Raw genomic sequence first — 18,998 nt, 5'->3', positions numbered from 1 at the left:
TCGAGGGTTTTTTCTAACGACTGTGGCGCGTTGGGCTCACCCCCGCATAGGCGGGGAAAACTCATCGCAGCCACAGCCGCCATACACGCGGCAGGGCTCACCCCCGCATAGGCGGGGAAAACACCTTTCGATAAATTGGGTAATTGTGGCGGTTAGGCTCACCCCCGCATAGGCGGGGAAAACTTCAATTCCGGCAGGAATGATACTTGGAATGTCTGGCTCACCCCCGCATAGGCGGGGAAAACATCGAAGTTTTCGGCGGTTGGACCGAACTCGACGGCTCACCCCCGCATAGGCGGGGAAAACGGCTTACATCTGATTCTTGCCCATACCGTTCAAGGCTCACCCCCGCATAGGCGGGGAAAACACCAACTGGCTAGGGCTGATGCAGGAGCCTTACTGAGATGCGAGTGCCCTCGCATCATCGATGAGATAATCTACGACGTCGCGCGGCAGAACTCCAACCCGGTCGGAGAGTCGATGACTGGCCTTTGCTGTTCGGCCTTCTCATGAGCTTCAATCCGTCGAAGTCAACCACGTCCCAGTCGTGTCGGTGCACTCGGAACTCGAAGTGCTGTTCGCCGCGGACTGTATACACCAAGATCGCGCGGCCGTCCCGACACATTTCTATGACCCTGCCCCACAGTGCGTCTCTGATACGGGCCGATACGTGACCGACGAACACTCCCGGACTGATCTCGAGAAGCCACCTCGTGAGGTGGCCACGCAGACCGGCAGGGCACGCGGTGAGGACCAAGACAACCATGCCTACCCCCAGGACCTACCGCCGGGTACGACATCTTGGCGGTCATCCCATAAGTCGATGACATCCCAGCCGTATCCGTCATCCGGGTCTCCGGGGGCGTCAAGAATGGTGTGGATGTCCTCGACGCACCGGGTCAGCAATTTAGATTCGTGGATGGCATCACGCATGGCACGTCGAGTCACTCCGGGCAGATCGTCGAGGTCATCGGTCGCAGCGCAGTGAAAGGCGACTGGGACGGCAAGAGATGTCTTGTATAAGTCGGCGACATCGTAGACAAACGAACAGTCCTTGCCCGTGTGAACGAACCCGAGACCTGCAGACAGTCCCAACGCGGCTACGACCGAGTGAACCACCCCGTACAGGCATGCCGTCGCAGCGGTGAGCGCCTGATTTGCGGGATCAGATGCAGAAAAGTCCTCAACCTTGTAGCTGCGCTTGTCCCAGTCGACACCAAACTTGAGGGACGCATCGCGGTACGCCTGCCGGACCCTCGCTCCCTCATGTCCTCGCAGTTCCTGCAGCGTCAGACCAGTGGCCACGTCGTCAGGGAATCGCATCTCGTACATGCGTCGCGCGACGGCCAGCCGCTTCGTTCGATCCGTGACGGCCTCTGCCTGGAGTTGTAGCAGTCGGGTCGTTCGGGCCAGTGGCCGTCCATGAGCGTAATAACGGACGCCGTGCTCCCCGACCCACACCGTCGAGGCACCAGACTCGCCCAGAAGCATCATCGCGTGATGGGTCACGTTCGTTCCCGGCCCCAAGAGGAGCGCTCCGATCATCGACGCTGGAACGTGCACTATGCCCTGCTGATTCGCCGCTGTGATGGCGTTCGAGTCCCGGTTGACGACGCAGTGTTCCATGTAGATGAAACTCAGTCGGTCCTGGGCGCGCGCCAGCTCCTGCACCTCGGCGGGTCGCGCGCCCGGGATCGGCTTAACCACGGGATCACCTCGCGAGGGGCGCCAGTGTCAACAGACCGCAGCCGTACCCCTTGGCAGGCCCGATCCCGCTGGTCAGCGCCGATCGTGCAGCATCAGGGTCGGTGATTTCGAGGATGCCGTCGACCTGGGCGACCGACAGTGTCACTGTGGAGGACTGACGTCGGAATCTCAGGACCTCCCGCCGCGTCACCCGCGCCGACGGAGCCCCAGAGGGATCCTCCGGCAGGCGGAATCCGCGACGTTCCAAGCGGGTGACGAACCACTCCAGTTGCTGCTCGGCTGTGACCTCCGCGACCCGTCGGCCCCGCGAGGCCCCTGGCTGTCGCACGGCAGTCGTCGGGTTGACGGTGCAGCGGAATCGCCACACTGATCCAGCACGAAGGTCTCGTAGGAACGGGTCGTAGTCGGCCGATCTGCCCGGCACACCTGTCGACCAGCCGGCCTGCTCGTTGAGAACGGTGAGGTCGGGCTGAAGCGGGCTGACGATCATGATGCGGGCGTCGTGGTTTGCAGGTCCACGGTCCAGCCGCCACAGGGTTCGCGCGGATTCAGATGCGGACTGGCCGGGCGGGAACGATGCCAGGACCGCGGCGTGGAGCCGCTCCGGGGATGCGAGGAGACGTGCGGCGTCTCGACGGGCGACGTTGACGTCGAACTGGGTGAGAAACAACGTCACGCTCCTTCCAGACCAGCGAACCAGTCGGGTTCGTCATTGCCATGGGGGTTGTCGACGGTGGTCGTCGTCGTCGTGATGTCGCGCCACCCGTACTCGCGCCGCTGCGGGTCGAAGCTCAGCGGAATATCGCGGACGGTGTCGCCGACCTGCCCCGACTCGGTGTCGTAAGCGATCTGGAGTCGTACAGATCGCGGCAGCCGACGCTGGTGCCACGGCTTGGCATGCCACGGCTCGTTGGCCAGGACGGTCAGCAGGTCGCCGTCGCGAACGCCGAGGGACACCCGTCCTTCTGTGGGGCAGGACCTCCGGCCAAGGTAGAGCGGGAACACCGGTTCGGTGATGGCCTCGTCCAGTGCGTGCAGCAATGACGGATCGCCCTCGACTGCCGCCACGAAGATGGCGTCAGCCAGGTAGTAGCGATTCGAGAGGGGCATCGAGTTCACGCTGCCGTCCTTCTTCGGATGTGACCAGTCCATAGCGGTCTGGAAATCCCGGACTACGGAGCCGGGTTGATCGGTGCGAACGCCGAACCGTAGCGACAAGAGGTCCTCGATACTGTCGGTGCGCCGACGTCCCTGAGCCGCTGCCAGAAGCCCGAGTACCCCGGACTTAGTAGGCTCCCGGCGCGTCGCCCGTGTCGTGAAGCGACTGGAATCACCCCACGACTGCATCGGCCCGGCGAGCCTGAGGACCAAGACGCTCACGACTCGTCCCGCAGAAGGGTTGCAACCGTGTCACGCACCGAGGAGACGAGCTCGTCCATCGGCATCTGGGTGCCCATGGCGTCGACGGCATCGGTGCGGGAGCCGACACGGGTCACGAAGGAGGCCTCGGGCACTCCCAGGAACGCATCCTCACAGTCGTGGGCGTAGCTCGCGAGCGCTCGGCACGAGGCGGCGACGAACCCGCCGTTGTCCGACCGCACCGGTTCCTCGAAAGCTCCGACGAAGCTCGCGGAACGGCCCTTACGGACTTGGACGACGACGGCATCGGGGACGGTGTTATTGGCAAACGTGTTCTGCTTGCCCGTTGGCATCGACATGACGAACCCACGGACGAAGGCGGCAGCGGCATCGGCAGTGAGATCGACGTCCCCGAGGTTGCCTTCCAAAGTGGAGACGGCGACGGTGGCGAAGCGGTACAGAGTCTCCGAGGTGAACTCGACGGTGCCAATCATGCCGGCACCCGCGTCGTCTTCGTCGAGCTTGTAGTCGTCGACGGCGGTGAAGTAGTCGGCCTCGGTCTCCACGGCGTGAGTGCTCAGCGCGTGGGCGACCTGAACCGCCGAGTCGACGTTGAGATCCTTGGAGTCGGCGACCATGCGGCCGAACAAGGCCACCTCGATCCCGTGATCGGAATCGGCGGCCTTCTTCGCGTCGGTGCCCGAGACCTTCCCCTCAGTACTGGCGGCGAGGTCGGCCAGGCGGTCCAGTTGCTGGTTCGAGTAGAACACCAAGTACTGGGTGCGCTCGACTGGTTCCTTGGCAGATTCACTCTTGGCCCGGGGCTTCTCGGCCTTGAGCCCGAGGGCCTTGACGACGGCGAGGGCCCTGTCGCGGGCTTCCTCCTCACTCAGGCCATACGGATCGGTGGTGAGCCGGTTCATGAGCAGCTCGACGACGCGCAGTGTCCGCGCGCCGGTCTGGGACGCGGGCAGGAAACTCTTGAAAGAAGTTCGCACGGCCTTCTTCCATGCCTGCGAGCTGACTCGAGCCCGACGGACCCCGCCGTACAGGGCAGACTTTGGTGATCCGGTGTCGTCGCGGTTGACGTTGGAGGGCGGGACACTCTGGATGACGTGGATGTCGACGTAGTACGAGCTCATCGGGGTTCTCCTTGGTCGGTTTCGGCGGAGGTGGTCTGATTGGCAGGGATTCTGTGAAGTTGGCGTCCCCACTCGAGGAGTACCTGATCGGGGGACGACACCTGGAGTCGCCACAGATCGGCTGCCAGGTGTCCGTAGTCAAGGGGGACCGCTTCGGACCGCATGAGGGTGACGAGTCCTCGCAGGTTGCCGACGCGGATGGCCCACTGTTGAGCGCGGCACATGTGTTGGAAGCGCGAGATCGTTCCGGGATCCCACTCGGTGCTGCTCGAGCGTCGCATCGACAGTGTGCGCACAGCTTGCCCAAGCCCGATGCCACGCACGTGCATGGGTTCGGACCGGGATTGCTGGTGGACGGCGTAGAGCACGACGGCAGCATGGACCGCCCGTTCCGCCGGCGTTGCAGGAGCCGTGCCCTGCCCCAAAAGATAATCGGGTAGATGGCCAAGGATGACATCCCACAGACCTGGGTCGGCACCCGGCCTCGTCGCATCGGCGCGACGCAACGACGCCAGGCTACGGACCGCCCACGGGTCCCGCGGTGCCGCGAGATACCCATGTTGCAGGCGGTTGATGGATGACACCGCCGCCGAGGTCACGTCATTCCATGGTTCAGGCATCACTTCTCCTTCGAGGAGGTCTCGGATCGGGGTTTGGGATCGTCCGGCAACGGGGCTGACGAGCGTAGCCTCATCACGAAACGCTGCCACGCTCGTGCAACATCCATGAGGTCTTCGCGTTCGGTGTTTGGCACTGTGATCATGCGCCCGGTCAACGCCATCGGGCCGGCATCGCGGCACAACTGGCGGCCGGCGTCGCGCACGGTGTGGCGCGCCTTGCGGTGCCACGAGACGCGGGCGTCATCGATGTCGGTCGTGGCGGAGAGGCGGCTGAACCAGTCGCGGTAGGCAGGGTCGAGAGATGCGAAGCCGACCTCGGCAGCGTGCGGTCGCACCCCTTCCGCCTCACTGCCGGTAGCGGAGGCCAGGTCGGTCGCGAGGTTCTGCAAGGCGAAGACGAGCCCCTCCGCCGTCCTGGCACAGTCGACCGCTAGTCGGGCGAGCCGCTCTTCCGAGAGTACGGCCATTGACATTGGGAGGGAGTCGTCAATTGTCGTCGTCACGACCGCACTCTGTGACCCGTACTCCATGCCGATCGTGCGGATTTTCGCCATATGGTCACGGGGCAGGACGCCTTCTGCGGTGAGTACGGCCAACTGTTCAAAGATGTCGGGTCTCAGCCACTGGTGGTCCGGCTCGCCCGGTTTGCGCTTGCGATGGTCCTCGGGGGACGGTTCACGGGCCAGCAGCGGTTCAAGCCCTCGCCACATGGCCTTGGCCGCGTCATGACTACGCGGCATGTAGACGATCTGCCCGGCAGCCTTGGTCTGGGGAGCGCTGAATCGCCAGGCGGTCGACGAGTCCTTGTGTAGGAGGTCCCTCCACTCGACCTTGTCTCCGTTGCACAACAGGACGTCCGTGACGCGCCCGCCGTCGGCGATGAGCCGCACCCGGCGGCTTTGCCACGTGAAGAGGTCGGCGCAACCCGTCGGTACCGGGTGTTGAGAATCCGGTGCAGCGTCCTGTGAAGGTCGCTCCCAGACCGGGACGTCGCCAGTGGGGTCATCTTCCAGGAAGAGGTTGAGCAGAATTGTCTCGGACAGGTTTGCACCCTCGACTATGACTATTCCCATGGGTCCACTCATCCCCGTACCAATGGGGTAGCCCCTTCCGCCCTTGACCCGGGAGTCACCCACCGCGCCCGACTTGATGCCCGACACGTCGAAAGCATGGGTGTGGACGAGCCATCGTGCGGCTTCTGCGAAGGACAGGTTCGCGATACCTGCTCCGTCTCGGGTGGTGAAGAACTTGTCGTTGGCCGGCACCTCGCTGATGATCTTCGTCAGGCCCGAGAACCCACCTTTGGCCGTGTGTAAGTCGGCGACCTGCATGAAGGGCATGTGGTCGTCAAAGAGGAAGAACCGATCGTGGCAGCGATCCAAGTACTCGTCGATCTCTTGCAGCGGCAACCCTGACTTCCACCACTGCGCCCAGTCGTCGGCTTTCTCGTCGTCACTGCGCTCGCGGGCTGTGGCCCGTATGGCGATGGCCAGCAGAAGCCGTAGGACCGCCACCTCCTGGGTCGGGATCTCCCCGGCGAGTCCCCTCAACTCGGTTGCGCGGTGGAAAGCTTCGCGTATCGACACCTCGGTGATCTGGTTGTCTGGTGTCCGCGTGATGATCCACGGCTCGTCTATGAGGTTGAAGGCACCTGTCATGCCAGCGCTTCCTTTCCAGGGCTGGGCTCCACGATGAGTCCACGACGGGAATCGTAGCGTATGGGGTGTCCCAGCAGCGCCGAATGCCCCTCGGCGTCCAGTACGAGGACGAGCTGGCCCCGAAGCCACGGGGATGACTGCCACGAGCTGAGGTCTATCGGTGGAGACTCGAGCTCCTGGATCGTCTTGTCGATGTCCCAGGGGTTCGACAGCGACCTCGGCAACGAGACGGTGCACGATGCGATCGCCCGGGCCAGCGCACCATCCGGTGCCCCGAATAGCGGAAGTTCGGCATCGGAGAACTCCCCAATGTCGGAGGGGAGCCGATGGCCGCCATCGGACTCTTGGATGACGATGACCTCGATCGAGTCCTCGGTGTCGCGCACCGTCGCACGGCCTGAGGAGTTCTCCGGGTCGACGGTCGAGGTATCGGTGAGCCCCTTCATGAGACTCGATGCGACGTATGGGTCGGCCACTCTGAACGTCTTCGCCCGGGAGACGGCCTTGGAATGACTCGTGTGTGCCGTTTCGTCGGCCTTCTCGCCGCGCGTGGTCCACGTCGCCGGCCATGGGAAGGACTCCGCGTAGGCCTCGCGGACGAGTCGCGGGATGTCCTGGGGCACCGTCGCGATGCTGTCCGGCAGGGCACTCAGGAGCGCGGAGGTACGAAGGAGTGTGTTCTCGGTATAGACGGAGTCGACTCCTCGGCTGAACAGCGGGCCGTCATCCTGCCAGTCGGCAATCCCGGTGATGAAGCATGCGGCATCATGCAGTCTCGCGGGCCGCGGTCGATCATGTCGATGCAATCGTCCGATGCGCTGGAGTAACAGGTCCATGGGTGCGATGTCACTGACGAGCAGGTCGAAATCGACATCGAGGGATTGCTCGAGGACCTGGGTGCCCACGACGACGATGCGTCTCGGACGGTCCTCGCCCGAGCGCCCGAGACGCCGCACGAGGTCGGCCTCGCGTCGGGCGCGTTGCGGAGCCAGGAAGCGGGAGTGGACGAGTAGCACCTCGCAGTCGAGTCGGGACTCGAGTACGTCGAAGGTTTCTTGGGCGCGGGCGACGGTGTCACGGATGATTCCGACGCAACCACCCTCGGACGTCCGCTCCTCGATAAGAGTGACGAGGTCGTCGAGCGAGTCACCCATATGCTGGATGGCGACGCGCCGAGGCGCTGTGGTACTCGACACTCCGGTTTGCACAGCGTCGTCCACGACCGATGTCATGAGCGGATAGTCGTCGTTGTCGGCCAGGGTGACCTGTGCGCTGCCACCGTGGCGTCCGCGAGAGTAAGCCTGCGCCAATTCATGCCGTTGCGCCGGTGGCAGCGTGGCCGACATGAGGATGACAGGCGTCCGGTAAGCCCCAAGCCACTCGAGGACAACCTTGAGGTACTCGCGCATGTAGACGTCAGCGGCATGGACCTCATCGATGATGACGACCTTGCTCGCCAGACCGAGATGACGCAGCACCACATGCTTGGCTTTCAGGCCAGCAAAGAGGGCTTGGTCTATGGTGCCGACGACGTGGTTGGCGAGAATGGCGCGTTTGCGGCCGAGGAACCATTCGTGGACGATCGCCGAGGCCTCGCGATGGGTGGCCGCGTCATCGTCGTGGACATCCATGTGCGCGTTCCATGGCATGAGCTGCTGGTAGTCCTCGTTGAGTCCGGCCTTCGAGTGAGCCAGGGTGATGCTCGATGAGTCCGTGGTGGGCACGGCATCGAGCCACTGACGGACGCGGGGGAACATCGGGTTGGACGTCGCCATCGTCGGCAGACCGAAGAAGACCCCTCCCTGCCCAAACTTGAGGGCCAGCACTTCGGCGCACATCAGGGCTGCTTCGGTCTTCCCCTGCCCCATAGGGGCTTCGATGACGAGCAGGCCCGGTTCAGTCATGGCTTCGGCTGCCTCGATGGCAGTCACCTGCATGGCATTGGGCTTGCCGTGTGGAATCGAAGGGAAACTCCGTCGGAAGAGATCGGTGGCCTCGTTCGGTCCCGGCAGTGGCTGCCACGGACGAGGGAGGTGGAGTTGGGCGGTGGCGCGGCGCACGCGGTCGGGTGTCGATGTGGTGAGGTCGTAGGGGAAGAGGGACTCCGAGCTGGCGATCCAGTCAGCCATGATGACGAGGGCCTCAGTGAGCACCTGTACCTGAACCGGGATGGGAGAGCGCATCCAGTCGCCAAGGAACGCGTCGGCTCCCGTGTGTGTGGCCATGGTGTCGACGACCTCGTCTCGGGTGATCCTCCACAGGTCGTCCTCTTGGTCCAATCCGGATGCCATCTCCTCGATGTCGCCGTCCGTCGGGTTCATCCCGTGATGACCCCCGACGATCGATGCGATGTTGCGGGCGCACCGACGCGGTGCATCAGGGTAGCGGCTGAGCAGCCAATCCTGGACGTGCATCTGGCCCATCGCGCCGTGGGGGATTGGGCGCTGTGGCGCGGTGATGACGAACCCCTGGCGTTCCATCTGATCGCACAGGTAGCTCGTCGACGTGCCATCGGGGCGTGAGAACCGTGCCTTGTGTGCGAAATCCGCGCTGATCTTGCCGACGTCGTGAATCCCAGCCAGGAAACGTGCGAACGTGGAGGCGGCGTGCGGGCCGCCGAGACTGTCCGACAACAGGGATCTGATGGATCTCGGCTGGACGGCCCACACCTCGTCCATGACTCCAGCGGCGTCCTCGAGATGCTGGACCACAGGCAGCCAGTCTCCAGATGCGTTGGTCTTTCCCCAGCAGGACCGGGCCGGTCCGGACCAGGTGTTGAGCACTCTCGCCCCTTCGCGATTGATGTTGACAGGAATCATAGCGCCAGGTGGCTGACGAAACCTGTGGTCAGGGGGCCGCCTGGAGTCAAGGCGCCAATGGTTCCGACGCGACCGGGGGTGCCGAGTCGTTACCCCCGGTTCAGCCCACCTCCACGCTCTGCCGCACGACCTCGAGAAGTTCACCAGAAGCCACCAGGCGGTGTGCCTCGTCGATCTCGGGGGCCAGGTAACGGTCCGGTCCGGGGCCGGGGATCGTCCGGCGCATCCTGTCGATGACGTCAGCAACCGGTTTGGAGGGGTCCACACCGCGCATCTGGATGGCCCTGGCGGCAGTGAGAATCTCGATTCCGATGACCGCTCCCATCCCGTCGATGGCGCGACGCAGCTTGCGGGCGGCCGACCATCCCATCGAGACGTGGTCTTCCTGCATGGCCGAGGTCGGGATGGAGTCCACCGAGGCCGGGACAGCCAGTCTCTTCATCTCCGAGACGATGCCGGCCTGGGTGTACTGGGCAATCATGTGCCCCGAGTCGACGCCGGGATCGTCGGCGAGGAAAGGATGCAGGTCGCGGTTGCGGGCTGGGTCGAGCATACGGTCTGTTCGACGCTCACTCATGGACGCGAGGTCTGCTGCGGCAATCGCCAGGAAGTCGAGCACGTATGCCACAGGAGCGCCGTGGAAGTTGCCGTTGGACTCCACACGCATGTCGTCAGTGATGACAGGGTTGTCGACGGACGAGGCCAGCTCGACCTTCGCCACCTGCAGGGCATGGGTCATGGTGTCGCGCACCGCCCCGTGGACCTGCGGGGCGCAACGCAGCGAGTAGGCGTCCTGGACCCGCTTGGCAGCTCCCTCGCGACCGGCCTGGATGAGGTCGGAGCCGTCCAACAAGGTGAGGATGTTGGCCGCTGAGATGCCCTGGCCCGGGTGAGGTCGCAGCGCCTGCAGATCAGGGGCGAACACCCGGTCGATGCCACAGAGGGCTTGGACGCTCATGGCAGCGGCCAGGTCAGCCGTCGGGACGAGGACGTCGAGGTCCGCCAGGGCCATGATGAGCTGGCCGAGCATGCCGTCCGTGCCGTTGATGAGGGCCAGCCCCTCCTTCTCCCGCAGACTGACAGGCGTGAGCCCGGCGTGAGCCAAGCCGGTGGCGGCGTCGACCTCGTCACCGACAGGAGTCAACACCGTCCCCTCCCCGGTCAGAACCAGGGCACAGTGGGCCAGCGGCGCCAAATCTCCCGAGCATCCCAGCGACCCGTACTCCCCGACGATCGGGACGAGCCCGGAATTGAGCAGGTCGGCGTACGCACTGACGACCTCTGGGCGCACTCCGGTGTGCCCAGATGCCATGGTCTTGAGACGCAGGGTCATCATGGCTCGGATGACCTCGGTCTCCACGCGAGGCCCGGTGGAGGCGGCATGGGAACGGATGAGGGAGTGCTGCAAGGCGACGCGATGGTCTCGTGGCACGCGCGTGGAGGCCAAGGCGCCGAAGCCGGTGGAGATGCCGTAGTGGGGATTGGGGTCGTCAGCCAGGCTCTCCACGAGGTCGGAGGCTCGTTTGACCCGCTTCATGGCGTCCTCACCGACGCTCACCTGGGCGCCTAGACGGGCGACGGCGATGATGTCGTGAGGAGTCAGTGGAGCGCCGACGTCAATGGTGGCTGGATTCATGGTCGTCTGTCCTTCCTTGTGGGACCACGGCATCGTGGCAATCCCGTGTTCGTGGATATGTCGGGTGTGATGAGATCGTCACCGTGACTGCCCCCGTGGTGGACTCGGGCGGGTCAGAAACGATGGGATCATGCTCGTCAGCCGTCGAGCCTCAGCCGTGGCTGGGTCAGGCTGAGCATGCGTCCACCCCGCCAGACCGTGTCGATGAGGGGAACTCCTGGGCGGTACATGAGGTGCAGCCACGACGGGGCAGCCACACTCACCAGATCTGCACGGGCTCCCGGCCTGATGACACCCACGTCGTCACGGCGAAGGGCTGCGGCCCCGCCCGCCGTCGCCGACCACAGGGCTTGTTCGGGCGTCATGCCCATCTCTCGCACCGCGATGGCAAGGCAGAACGGCATGGACGATGTGAAGGCGGTGCCGGGATTGCAGTCGGTGGCCAGGGCCACCGTCACCCCGGCGTCGAGGAGACGTCTGGCGTCAGGATAGGGCTGCTTGGTGCTGAACTCGGCAGCCGGTAGCAGGGTCGCCACGGTGCCGGTGGCCTGCATGACGTCGATGTCCTTCTCGGACAGGAAGGTGCAGTGGTCGATCGACGCCACACCCAGCTCGCAGGCCTGCGCAATGACCTCGGAAGGCCCCAATTGAGCGGCATGGAGGCGAAGCCCCAGCCCGGCATCCTTGCCTGCGCGCAGAATCTCCAAGGTCTGGTCGCGGTCGAAGGCGCCGGTTTCGCAGAACACGTCAATCCAGCGCGCATAAGGGCGCACAGCTTGCAGCATCTCCCCGCACACCAGCCGGACGTACTCGTCAGGCTCGAACCCGGGCCCGACGACGTGGGCGCCCAGGAAGGTCACCTCGTCGGTGTGGGAACTGGCGATGCGGGCCAACTTGACCTCGGTCTCGACGTCGAGGCCATAGCCCGTCTTGGCCTCCACCGTCGTCGTCCCGCTGCGGGCCATCTCGTCGAGAATCCCGGTCATGACGGCATCGAGAACCCCGACCGACGCCTCCCGGGTGCGGCGCACAGTACGTAAGATCCCGCCGGCCTCATACTTCTGCCCGTTCATCCGCGCGTCGAACTCGTCGCTACGATCCCCAGCGAAGACCGGATGGCTGTGCGAATCAACGAATCCGGGGATGACGCAGGCTCCCGTCATGTCGGCCTGGTAATCAGCGGCGGGGGCCTCGACGCCGCGCCCCACCCACACGATCCGGTCCGCGTCGATGACGACGGCCGCGTCACGGATCTGTCCGAGATCGTCACTGCCGACCGATGGGTCGTTGGTGACCAGCAGACCGATGTTGTTGATGACGACGCTCACGACTTACAACCTCTCAGCTCGTCCAGCACATGACGCAAATCCTCGGCGGTGGCGTCGTCGGGCCGCACCCACTCGCCCGCGATGATGGTGGCGGCGATGTCCTGGGCGGTTGCCGTCAATGGCCAGCGTGTCGGGTCCACCCCGGCCAATCGAGGAGATGACGGGTCGACGACGACGATGTCTGCCGGATCACCCACGGCCAGCCCGGCGAGGTCGGAATCGGATGTGGAAGCTCGGCGCGGGGTTGGGTCGGCGGCCGGGCGCACGCTCTCCACCCCGTTTCGACAACCAATCGTCCACAGCTCATCGCAGCCGGCGACTCCTCGAGTCCCAGTGGCCAGCCGGGCGGTGGACTCCAGCATCCTCAGCTCGGTGAAGGGGTCGGTGACGACGTCCTCGTCAGTGCCGATTGTCAGGCGCACCCCGGCGTCGAGCATGTCCTTGATCCGTGCGATGCCGTCACCCAGATCAGCTTCGGTGGTCGGACACAGCGAGACGATGGTGTTCGAGCGGGCGATCATGGCGATGTCGTCGTCGCTGAGGTGAGTGGCGTGGACGACGGTGGTGCGGTCGGACAGCGCCCCGGCACGCTCCAGGACGGCGGTGGGCGTCAATCCATGGGCGGCCAGGCATTCCTCGTTCTCACGGGGTTGTTCGGAGACGTGGATGTGGATAGGGGTACGGTCGGGCACCCCACAGACAGCTGTGGCCATCTCGTCAGGGCTGACGGCTCGCACCGAATGCAGGGCCGCTCCCAGCCTCACCACCGGGGAGGCTGGCAGGGCGTCTCTCAGGGCATCCCAGCGCTCCAACCATTCCTCGACGCTGCCGTCACCAAACCTCGCCTGGTCCGCCCCGAGCGGGGCCCCCGGCCCGGCGTGCAGGTAGCAGGTGTCGAGCAGGGTGATCCGGATACCCGCGTCGACGGCGGCGTTGACAACGGCCAATTCCATGTCGTGATGCGGGTAGGGGGTGCCGTCGGGCTGGTGGTGGACGTAGTGGAACTCGCCCACGCTGGTGTACCCGGCCGCCACCATCTCGGCGAAGGCCGATCGTGCCAGCCGGTAGTAGGAGTCCGGGTCGAGGCGGTTGGCCAGCCGGTACATCTCGCTACGCCAGGACCAGAAATCCTCACCTGCACCGGCTCCTCGCAGCCCGCGGTGGAAGACGTGGGAGTGGGTGTTGGCAAATCCGGGAACGGCGACTCCATTGAAGCTGTGACGAGACGCTGGGGCGTCGACGGTGACCTCAGTGATGACGCCCTCACCGCTCACAATGCGCACGTTGTGAGCGATCTGCCCCCCGACGAGGGCCTTCGGGAAGAACCACTCACTCACTTGACCAGCTCCTCGACCACGGCCCGCAGAGCCTGCGCCCCCGCCTCGCAATCCTCGTCGCTGGCTGATTCGGCTGGGCAGTGGGACGCTCCGGTGGGATTGCGGACGAAGAGCATCCCGGTAGGCATCGTCGCAGCCAAGGTGGCGGCGTCGTGGCCTGCCCCGGTCGACAATTGCGGGGTGTCCTCGCCGAGGACCTGCAGCATCCGATGGCGCAGGCCGTCGTCGAAGGCGGTGCGGTCGGTCCACGACTCGCGAGTCCACACGACGTGGCATCCGTGCTTGTCGGCGGCCTCGTGCGCGGTCTTCTGGATGCCCTCGACGACCATCGTGACGGTCTGGGCCTCCTCGGCTCGGCAGTCCAGCCACATCGTCGCGGCCGAGGCGATGACGTTTGTCCCACCCGGCTCGACATTGATCCGTCCGACAGTCGTCACACAGCCAGCCTGCTCGGCGGCTTGGCGGGCCGCCAGGATGGTTTCTGCCACGGGAAGGACGGGGTCGTGGCGATCGGGGATGAGGGTGGTTCCGGCATGGTTTCCTTGCCCGGTGAACTCGGCGCGCCAGCGTCCGTGCGGTCGCACCGCCGTGGCAATCGCGACTGGGCGGCCCAGATCGGCCAGTCCGCGCCCTTGCTCGACATGCAACTCGATGAAGCACGAGGCATGGAGCACAGCGTCGTCAGGCCCGATGAGATCAGGGTCCAGGCCGGCCTGTCGCCAGGCCTCGGGCAGGGGCTGGCCATCCCGGGCCACGAGCTTGTGAGCCCCGTCCTTGCTGAGCTTGCCCGAGGCCAATCGCGACCCCAGGCACGGCATCCCGAACCGGGCACCCTCCTCGTCAGCCATCACGACGACGGCGAAGGGTTTCGACGGCTCGACCCCGGCGTCCTTCATCTGCGCCACGGCCACCAGGGCGCAGATGACACCCAGCGGCCCGTCGTAGGCACCTCCGCCGGGCACCGAGTCCAGGTGCGAGCCCGTCAGGACGGCGTGCGGCCCGGGCTGTCCCCACCACGCCCAGATATTGGCATTCATGTCCGTGACGATCGTCAGACCCAACTCGGTGGCCTTTGCAACGAACCATTCGCGCAAAGCCACCTCGTCATGCTGAAGACACAACCGGGAGTAGGACCCGTCGTCGTTGCGTCCGATCTGTGCGATCTCGGCGAGCAGGGCCGAGGCTGTCCAAGTCGTCATCACGCCACCAATCCGTCGATGAGGGCGTCATCGACCAGATAGGGCAGGGTGATCTGGGCGTCGTCGTGTTCTTGGTTGAACTCGGTGGCCGTCTCGATGGAGTGGTCGTTACGGGCCCAGCCGCGTCGGGCGACACCGCACATGACGTCCCACAGCAGAGAACTGCGGATGACCCCGTCGACCCGCTGCGAACCGTCCAGGACCAGCCCAAACCCGCCATTGATGGCGTTACCGATCCCAGTTCCACCGCCGTTGTGCAGGGTCACCAGGCTCATACCGCGCGCGGCATTGCCGGCGAAGCACTGGGTGGCCATGTCCGCCATGAGGTTGGAGCCGTCCTTGATGTTGGAGGTCTCGCGGAAGGGGGAGTCGGTGCCCGAGACGTCGTGGTGATCTCGTCCCAGCATGACCGGTCCGATCTCGCCATTGCGCACCATCTCGTTGAACCGCAACGCGATGTCCATGCGACCCTTGGCGTCCTGATACAGGATCCGAGCCTGAGTACCGACGACGAGGTCGTTGGCCTCGGCGTCACGAATCCAGATGTAATTGTCCCGGTCCTGGCCGCAGCGATCCGGGTCGATGCAGTCCATCGCAGCATGGTCGGTAGCGATGAGGTCCTCGTGCCTGCCCGACAAACACACCCACCGGAAAGGTCCGTAGCCGTAGTCGAACAGCTCAGGCCCCATGATGTCCTCGACGTAGGAAGGCCAGATGAATCCGTTTCGGGAGTCCCCGTCCTTGGCGATCTGCGTCACCCCAGACTCGAAGACGGTGGCCATGAAGGCATTGCCGTAGTCGAAGAAGTATGTGCCGCGTTCGGTGAGGGTGCGGATGAGCTCGAAGTGCTTGCGCAGGGTCTGGTCAACGCGGCGGGCGTACTCGTCACGGTCGCGGGCCAGCAGCTCGGTGCGCTCCTCGAAGGTCAATCCCTGCGGGCAGTAACCGCCGTCGTAGGCGGCATGGCAGGAGGTTTGATCCGACAGCAGCGGGATGTCGATGTCGTTGTCGACGGCGTACTGCAACAGATCGACGATATTGCCGTGGTAGGCGATCGAGATCGGGGTGCGCTGCTCGACGTGCTTCCTGGCCAGGGTGAAGACCTCGTCGAGGTCGTCGGAGACATGCCCCACCCAGCCCTGGTCGAGTCGGGTCTGGATGCGCGACATGTCCACTTCGGCAATGATTCCGACGGCGTGGGCGATCTCGGCAGCCTTGGGTTGGGCGCCCGACATGCCGCCCAACCCTGACGACACGAAGAGCACCCCGGACAGGTCGCCGTCAGCAGGGATGCCCAGACGGAGGCGCCCAGCGTTGAGGATGGTGTTGAAGGTGCCGTGGACGATGCCCTGCGGGCCGATGTACATCCAGCCACCGGCGGTCATCTGGCCGTAGTTGGCGACGCCCATCTCCTCGCAGATCTCCCAGTCCTTCTGGTTGTCGAAGTGGCCGACCATGAGGGAGTTGGTGATGATGACGCGCGGGGACTGCGGGCGGGAGGGGAACAGACCCAGCGGATGGCCGCTCATGACGACCAGGGTGGTGTCCTCGGTGAGTTGGGCGAGGTATTTCTTGATGAGTCGGTACTGCAGCCAGTTCTGGCAGACACTGCCAGTTTCACCATAGGTGACGAGCTCGTAGGGGTAGAGGGCGACGTCGAAGTCGAGGTTGTTGTCGATCTGCACCTGGAAGGCCTTGCCCTCGATGCAGCGGCCCTCGTACTCGTCGATCGGGCGGCCCTTGATGTGGCCGGCCGGTCGCCACCGGTAGGCGTAGATGCGGCCGTAGGTGCGCAGTTCCTCGAGGAACTCTGGCGCGGCCTTCTCGTGCAGTTCCGGGGGCAGATAACGCAGGGCATTGCGCAGTGCGATCTTGGTCTGGTCAGGGGTGAGGTGGAATCCACGCGAGGGTGCGCGTCGGATGCCGGGTTGGAAAACCGGGTCGGGTGGGAACTCGGCGTCGAGTTTGATCGTCATGGCTGCGGCAGTGCTGCTGTTGTCGTACATCAGTGGTGCCCCCAGATGTGTACTCATACGGGTGTGGTGACGTCTTGGCGTGACGACGCCGACGAGGGAGCACGCGCAACCGCCAGGGTTGAGGCGAATCGCGTCGGTGTGATCGCCGTGGATCGTCTCGCCAGTGAGACATCTCGACGGTATCACCACGGGTGGTGCGCAGGGTGAGAGGTCGTCGTCAGTTCATCAGGACGACATCATCGGCACGGGTTTTCGTCGTTCGAATCAGCGCGGCATTGCGTTCGTCGGGGCCATTGGCCCAGGTCGCGGCGTCTTCGGGTGGCTTTCCTGCGGCCACATGCCGAGAAATGAGTCGCTGCATCCGTAGCTGAGGATCGACCTCGACGTACCAGGTCTGGGTGAACAGCGGCGCCAACAGGCACCACGGCTCCTCGGCCAGCAGGAGGTAATTACCTTCAACGATGACGAGCGGCACCTCGCGCGGTATCGGGATGGCCCCGGCGATGGGCTCGCCGCACCCGTGTTGGTACATCGGTGCATAGACCACCGGCTCGTCGGCGGCGGCCAGACGTCGCACCAAGGACAGGAAACCCCAGCCGTCAAAGGTGTCGGGAGCCCCCTTGCGGTCGGCGCGGCCGCGTCGCTCGATCTCGGCCTGGGCAAGGTGGAACCCGTCCATGGGGACGACGGCGCAGGTCTGTCCCAGCTCCTTCCCGAGAAGATGGGACAGGGTCGTCTTGCCAGCACCCGGTTCGCCACACAGTCCGAGGATGCAACGACGCCCGGACTCGACGAGAGTCCGGGCGCGAGCGATTGCTTGATCCGGGGTCACCTCAGATGGCCTGGTCGAATGTCGTCAGATGACGTTGACAAGGTCGCAGACGAAGACCAGCGTCTCACCGCCAGCGATCACGCCGGGAATACCCTGCGAACCGTAGGCGAGGTGGTGGGGGATGACGAGCTTGCGTCGTCCACCGACCTTCATGCCCTGAACACCCTCATCCCATCCGGGGATCACCTGGCCGGCTCCCAGTTGGAAGGTCAGCGGTTCTCCACGGTTCCACGAGGCATCGAACTCACGGCCATTGCTGAGGGCCACCCCGACGTAATGCACCTCGACGAGGTTGCCGGCGGAGGCCTCGGGGCCGTCGCCGACCGTGATGTCCTCGATGACGAGGTCGTCAGGGGCGGAATCGGGCAGGGTCACTTCGGGCTTGTTCATGACGACAACCCTACGGGATCAACGCTGTTCGAGGGACCTGACCGGCCACACCGCAGCGCTGAACCCGCGAGGACTCAGTTCTCGGCGTCGATCAGCCCAGAGTGGTAGGCCTTGACCAGATTTCGCGGGACCCGCAGGACCTTGCCCTCAACGCGGATCTCAACCAACTGTGTTGGCGTGGTCTTCCACTGGGCCCGCCTATGACGCGTGGTCGAACGGGACTTCTTTCGCTTCGGTACTGCCATGGTCTCACCAGCTTGACTTCGTGATTCCGGGGAGTTCGCCGCGGTGGGCCATCTCACGGAAACGGATACGGGACACACCGGCCTTGCCGACATAGCCACGAGGACGTCCGTCGACTTGGTCACGGTTACGCAGCCGCACGGGGGATGAATCGCGCGGCAGGGTGGATAGTCTACGCGATGCCTCCATGCGTTCGTCCAATGAGGCGGTAGGAGACGTGATGATGGCCTTGAGTTCGGCGCGTCGTTCGGCGTACTGGGCGACCAACTTCTCGCGCTTCTTCTGGGCGGCGATCTTGGACTTCTTGGCCATCAGCGGGTCTCCTTGAACTCGACGTGACGACGCACGATGGGGTCGAACTTCTTGAGGACGAGACGATCCGGGGTGTTGCGTCGGTTCTTGCGGGTGACGTAGGTGTAACCGGTTCCAGCTGTCGACCGCAGCTTGATGATGGGGCGTAGCTGTGTGGATTTCTTGGCCATCAGATCTTCTCTCCTCGAGCGAGCATCTCGGCGACGACGACGTCGACGCCACGACGATCAATTTCCTTCATCGCCTTGGGGGTCAGGGTCAGGGTGACTTTCCTACCCAACGACGGCACCCAGTAGCGCTTCTTCTGGATGTTTGGGTTCCAGCGACGTTTCGTGTGGCGTTGGGAGTGCGAGACGTTGTTACCGAATCCTGGCTTGGTGCCGCGGACCTGGCAGCGTCGTGACATGGGCATCTCCTGTCGTTGTTTGCAGATGAGAACC

At 64.6% G+C, this 18,998-nt stretch carries 19 protein-coding genes and 1 CRISPR repeat array (1 of these 20 running past the window's edge); all 19 genes read right to left on the bottom strand.

Features of this window, described 5'->3' with window-relative positions; translation table 11 throughout:
• Positions 1 to 367: direct repeats of the CRISPR family, unit length 28 nt; unit sequence GGCTCACCCCCGCATAGGCGGGGAAAAC (it extends 3,567 nt beyond the left edge of the window).
• A 54-nt stretch (positions 368 to 421) separates the two neighbouring features.
• Positions 422 to 766, bottom strand: coding sequence for a type I-E CRISPR-associated endoribonuclease Cas2e (cas2e, locus tag O6R08_RS10215; protein WP_271418005.1), 345 nt, complete (start codon positions 764 to 766; stop codon positions 422 to 424).
• Positions 767 to 768: 2 nt separating this feature from the next.
• Positions 769 to 1,626, bottom strand: a complete 858-nt coding sequence (gene cas1e / locus O6R08_RS10210) for a type I-E CRISPR-associated endonuclease Cas1e (protein ID WP_271419368.1) — start codon at positions 1,624 to 1,626, stop codon at positions 769 to 771.
• A gap of 85 nt (positions 1,627 to 1,711) precedes the next feature.
• On the bottom strand, positions 1,712 to 2,383 hold the full coding sequence (gene cas6e / locus O6R08_RS10205; protein WP_271418004.1) for a type I-E CRISPR-associated protein Cas6/Cse3/CasE: 672 nt from the start codon (positions 2,381 to 2,383) through the stop codon (positions 1,712 to 1,714).
• Positions 2,380 to 3,054, bottom strand: coding sequence for a type I-E CRISPR-associated protein Cas5/CasD (cas5e, locus tag O6R08_RS10200; RefSeq protein ID WP_271419367.1), 675 nt, complete (start codon positions 3,052 to 3,054; stop codon positions 2,380 to 2,382). The genes cas6e and cas5e overlap by 4 nt, the downstream gene beginning before the upstream one ends.
• Positions 3,055 to 3,083: 29 nt before the next feature.
• The gene (gene cas7e / locus O6R08_RS10195; protein WP_271418003.1) at positions 3,084 to 4,208 is read right to left on the bottom strand and encodes a type I-E CRISPR-associated protein Cas7/Cse4/CasC; all 1,125 of its coding nucleotides are present in this window, start codon (positions 4,206 to 4,208) and stop codon (positions 3,084 to 3,086) included.
• On the bottom strand, positions 4,205 to 4,828 hold the full coding sequence (gene casB / locus O6R08_RS10190) for a type I-E CRISPR-associated protein Cse2/CasB (protein ID WP_271418002.1): 624 nt from the start codon (positions 4,826 to 4,828) through the stop codon (positions 4,205 to 4,207). The genes cas7e and casB overlap by 4 nt, the downstream gene beginning before the upstream one ends.
• Positions 4,828 to 6,486, bottom strand: coding sequence for a type I-E CRISPR-associated protein Cse1/CasA (gene casA / locus O6R08_RS10185; protein ID WP_271418001.1), 1,659 nt, complete (start codon positions 6,484 to 6,486; stop codon positions 4,828 to 4,830). The genes casB and casA overlap by 1 nt, the downstream gene beginning before the upstream one ends.
• Positions 6,483 to 9,269, bottom strand: a complete 2,787-nt coding sequence (cas3, locus tag O6R08_RS10180) for a CRISPR-associated helicase Cas3' (RefSeq protein WP_271418000.1) — start codon at positions 9,267 to 9,269, stop codon at positions 6,483 to 6,485. The genes casA and cas3 overlap by 4 nt, the downstream gene beginning before the upstream one ends.
• A 136-nt stretch (positions 9,270 to 9,405) precedes the next feature.
• Entirely contained in the window at positions 9,406 to 10,941 is a 1,536-nt protein-coding gene (hutH, locus tag O6R08_RS10175; protein ID WP_271417999.1) for a histidine ammonia-lyase, read from the bottom strand.
• Positions 10,942 to 11,078: 137 nt separating this feature from the next.
• Entirely contained in the window at positions 11,079 to 12,269 is a 1,191-nt protein-coding gene (gene hutI / locus O6R08_RS10170) for an imidazolonepropionase (protein WP_271417998.1), read from the bottom strand.
• Positions 12,266 to 13,606 carry a formimidoylglutamate deiminase gene (locus O6R08_RS10165; protein ID WP_271417997.1) on the bottom strand — a complete coding sequence of 447 codons (1,341 nt, stop codon included), beginning with the start codon at positions 13,604 to 13,606 and terminating at the stop codon, positions 12,266 to 12,268. The genes hutI and O6R08_RS10165 overlap by 4 nt, the downstream gene beginning before the upstream one ends.
• Entirely contained in the window at positions 13,603 to 14,805 is a 1,203-nt protein-coding gene (locus O6R08_RS10160) for an allantoate amidohydrolase (protein ID WP_271417996.1), read from the bottom strand. Before O6R08_RS10160 ends, O6R08_RS10165 begins: the two co-directional genes overlap by 4 nt.
• Positions 14,805 to 16,811 carry a urocanate hydratase gene (locus O6R08_RS10155; protein WP_271419366.1) on the bottom strand — a complete coding sequence of 669 codons (2,007 nt, stop codon included), beginning with the start codon at positions 16,809 to 16,811 and terminating at the stop codon, positions 14,805 to 14,807. Before O6R08_RS10155 ends, O6R08_RS10160 begins: the two co-directional genes overlap by 1 nt.
• Before the next feature lie 187 nt (positions 16,812 to 16,998).
• Positions 16,999 to 17,613, bottom strand: a complete 615-nt coding sequence (locus O6R08_RS10150) for a nucleoside/nucleotide kinase family protein (protein ID WP_271417995.1) — start codon at positions 17,611 to 17,613, stop codon at positions 16,999 to 17,001.
• Positions 17,614 to 17,637: 24 nt separating this feature from the next.
• Complete coding sequence (locus O6R08_RS10145; protein ID WP_271417994.1) at positions 17,638 to 18,003, bottom strand: FKBP-type peptidyl-prolyl cis-trans isomerase; 366 nt, start codon at positions 18,001 to 18,003, stop codon at positions 17,638 to 17,640.
• Between the two features lie 74 nt (positions 18,004 to 18,077).
• A complete protein-coding gene (rpmF, locus tag O6R08_RS10140) occupies positions 18,078 to 18,248 on the bottom strand; it encodes a 50S ribosomal protein L32 (RefSeq protein ID WP_271417993.1) in 171 nt (56 codons plus the stop codon).
• A 4-nt stretch (positions 18,249 to 18,252) separates the two neighbouring features.
• Entirely contained in the window at positions 18,253 to 18,558 is a 306-nt protein-coding gene (gene rpsN, locus O6R08_RS10135; RefSeq protein ID WP_271417992.1) for a 30S ribosomal protein S14, read from the bottom strand.
• Positions 18,558 to 18,728, bottom strand: a complete 171-nt coding sequence (gene rpmG / locus O6R08_RS10130) for a 50S ribosomal protein L33 (RefSeq protein WP_002528180.1) — start codon at positions 18,726 to 18,728, stop codon at positions 18,558 to 18,560. The genes rpsN and rpmG overlap by 1 nt, the downstream gene beginning before the upstream one ends.
• A complete protein-coding gene (gene rpmB / locus O6R08_RS10125) occupies positions 18,728 to 18,964 on the bottom strand; it encodes a 50S ribosomal protein L28 (RefSeq protein ID WP_271417991.1) in 237 nt (78 codons plus the stop codon). Before rpmB ends, rpmG begins: the two co-directional genes overlap by 1 nt.
• Positions 18,965 to 18,998: the final 34 nt, after the last annotated feature.

The sequence above is a fragment of the Cutibacterium equinum genome, assembly GCF_028021195.1.
GTDB lineage: Bacteria > Actinomycetota > Actinomycetes > Propionibacteriales > Propionibacteriaceae > Cutibacterium > Cutibacterium equinum.
This window is presented reverse-complemented; position numbering and strand designations above follow the sequence as displayed.